At 50.0% G+C, this 2,813-nt stretch carries 3 protein-coding genes; all 3 read right to left on the reverse strand.

From position 1 onward, the window contains the following. Positions 1–99: 99 nt before the first annotated feature. The 3 genes from Q3886_RS09855 to Q3886_RS09865 are packed head-to-tail and all read right to left on the reverse strand — an operon-like array spanning position 100 to position 2,698. Positions 100–1,359, reverse strand: coding sequence for an ATP-binding protein (locus Q3886_RS09855; RefSeq protein WP_301861295.1), 1,260 nt, complete (start codon positions 1,357–1,359; stop codon positions 100–102). A gap of 27 nt (positions 1,360–1,386) precedes the next feature. After that, positions 1,387–2,061 carry a response regulator transcription factor gene (locus Q3886_RS09860; protein ID WP_301861296.1) on the reverse strand — a complete coding sequence of 225 codons (675 nt, stop codon included), beginning with the start codon at positions 2,059–2,061 and terminating at the stop codon, positions 1,387–1,389. Between the two features lie 19 nt (positions 2,062–2,080). Beyond that, a complete protein-coding gene (locus Q3886_RS09865; RefSeq protein WP_301861298.1) occupies positions 2,081–2,698 on the reverse strand; it encodes a GTP pyrophosphokinase family protein in 618 nt (205 codons plus the stop codon). Between the last annotated feature and the right edge of the window lie 115 nt (positions 2,699–2,813).

Below are 2,813 nucleotides of genomic sequence, written 5' to 3' on the forward strand. Positions count from 1 at the left end.
AAAAAGACTGCCCTTTCAGCCACTTGGCTTTAAAGGCAGTCTTTTCTGTATATGGGCACAAATATATGTCTCTGTGAAAAAGACGGGCTGCACACCCGATTACAGCCGGACCGCAAAGGTAATGACGCCGTTTTTATAGGATACAGTCAGTTTTCCCTTCAACAGCTGCGCTAATTCCTGGGCCATGGACAGGCCAATGCCGTATCCCGATTTTTTGCTGTTGTGCGACTCATCGCCCCGGTAAAAACGTTCAAAGAAATGCTGATAATCCCGATTGACACCGTCTGCATAGGAATTGGAAATGGAAATGACCGTTCCTTTCTGCTTGCGCACAGTCTTCGTAACGGGCACGGCTTCGACAGTAATCATGCCGCCGTCATCGCAGTACTTGACAGCATTGTCGATGAGGGCATTGACCAGCGTATACAGGCTCTTGCCGTCCGAACGGACAGAAATATCCGGTTCAACACGGCAGACCAGTTTCTTTTCCTGTTCTTCCGCCACAGCCTGAAAAGACTCGGCAATAGACGCAACCATTTCCGATACGTTAACATCTTCCATGGTCAGCATCTTTTTCTGCTCATCCATGCGAGACAAGACGATTAAATCATTAATCAGTTTAGCCGACCGCTGTACCTGTTTCAGAATATTTTCCGTCCACTGACTTTTGCCGCTGATCATTTCCAGGGCTTCCGTATTGGCCGATATGATGGCAATAGGTGTCTTCAGCTCATGACCGGCATTGGTGATAAAGCGCTTCTGGCTTTCCATGTTGCGGATAAAGGGCTTGATGACGATGTTGCACAGCGACGCCACAATGAGGATATACAACAGGATACAGCCCAGGCCAAACCACAGGGAATTGCGCATAAACGACTGCACTGCAGCGGCATCGCGGGTACAGTCCATAATGACGATGAGATACCCCGTATCCAGCTTGGTAATCAAGTAGCCGTACGTAGCCCGGTCTTTTTTGAAAAAGCCGCTGGGCTTCCCTTCCTGCACGGTCGTACGGGCATACTGAATGGCTTCTTCCTGCGTAAAGGTGGCAATGCGGCTGATATTGATTTCCTCAGCATAGCCGTCGTCATTGACGCGAATGCTGAAATACCGGATCTGATAGGAAAATTCCGGCGTATCATGGGACCAGTCAGGGTCATCAAACCAGCTCCGTTCTTCCGGCGCCAGCTGGGACGGCAGCCTGCCGTTATTATGGGAAATATAAGACAGAACCGACTCGATTTGCCACTGCATCCGCATGTAATTCATCGTGTTGATTAGTCCCAGGGCACCGGCAACGATGATGACGACAGCTGCCGTCGCAATGAGAATAAACTTCCGCCGCATTGATGTAACCATGTCCACGCAGCATGCACCGTCCTTTCATTACGACTGCACGATAAGGGAAAAGCCTTGCTCCCGATTGCCGGAAATGGCAATATCCGCCTGTACAGCCTGCAGTTTTTCCCGCAAATAGGATACGTACATCCAGACAATATCCACCGTAACGTCGTCATCGTCTTTCCAGATATGGGAAAAAATCATGTCTGCTGACAGGCATTTGCCGGGATTCAGCATAAAGTACTTCATGAGTTTCGCTTCTTTATTGCCCAGGCGGACCGCATTTTTACAGGATAATTCCTGTTCTTCCAGATCCAGGCGGACACTGCCGGCAGTGAGCGTATCAGGCGTAAAGGTCTCACCAGACCGACGCGTCATGGAGCGAATGCGGGCCAGGAGCTCACCCATGGCAAAGGGCTTGGTCAGATAATCGTCTGCGCCGGCATCGAGGCCGGTAATGCGGTCGTCAATTTCCGCTTTGGCCGTCAGCATGATAACCGGTGTCGTATCGCCGCTGCTGCGCAGTTCTTTCAGAACAGCGACACCATCCATCTTCGGCATCATAATATCAAAGATCATGCAGTCATAGGCACCGGTCCGGCCTTTTTCCAGGGCCTCTGCGCCGTCGTATACAGCGTCTACGGTATAGCCGGAATGTTCCAGTATTGCTGCCAGGGCCATGGACATGGCCTTTTCATCTTCGGCAAGTAAAAGTTTCATTGTCTATCCTTTCTGTTAGTTACGAACCTTCATGAATCAGGTTGCGAATGGTCTGCATGGATAAATCGCAGGCTGCCAGTTCATCGGCACAGCGTTTCAGCTCCCGCACGATCATTTCCGGATTCTGAATGTCATGTTTATATTTCATCTGATGTTCCAGGCTGGCCCAGGAATCCATGGCAATCGTCCGGAGCTGCACTTCTGCGAAGAAGTGGCCTGGATTCTGCCCCAATACGTCTTCATAAGGCGCTTCAACGTCCAGAATCATATGGTAGCTGCGGTAGCCATTGGGCTTGGCCTGGCGGATGTAATCTTTTTCCTCAACAATACGAACGCCGGGAATGGCTGCAATAGACGCAATGTTTTCATAAATATCATCCAGAAAACAGCATACGACGCGGAGGCCAATGGCATCGCGGATGTCATGAAGGGCGCTGTATGCCGTACAGGGAAGGCCTTTGCGGCGGCACTTTTCTTCCATACTGTCCGGCGTCTTAATGCGGTAAATCAGATGTTCGTACGCTGCTTCGCCGCTGCGTTCTTTTCGGGCACTGCTGTACGACTGTATCTGCTGAACCAGATAATCCAGGACGGCCTGCAGCGTCTTCCCATAAGAACCGTATATGGTCTCATTCATTTTCTTCCACTCCTTCACGGTTAGATATGCTTTATTATACCACAAGACCTATTATGGTATAAAAAAAGAACGCATACGTGATGTATACGTTCTTTTGCTGAATCAGCGGCTTCCT

This window comes from uncultured Megasphaera sp. (genome assembly GCF_958350005.1).
Classification (GTDB): domain Bacteria; phylum Bacillota; class Negativicutes; order Veillonellales; family Megasphaeraceae; genus Megasphaera.

Excerpts from the sequence above, each read along its gene's own strand:
- Q3886_RS09855 (WP_301861295.1), bottom strand. The coding sequence starts at position 1,359 with ATGGTTACATCAATGCGGCGGAAGTTTATTCTCATTGCGACGGCAGCT.
- Q3886_RS09860 (WP_301861296.1), bottom strand. The coding sequence starts at position 2,061 with ATGAAACTTTTACTTGCCGAAGATGAAAAGGCCATGTCCATGGCCCTG.
- Q3886_RS09865 (WP_301861298.1), bottom strand. The coding sequence starts at position 2,698 with ATGAATGAGACCATATACGGTTCTTATGGGAAGACGCTGCAGGCCGTC.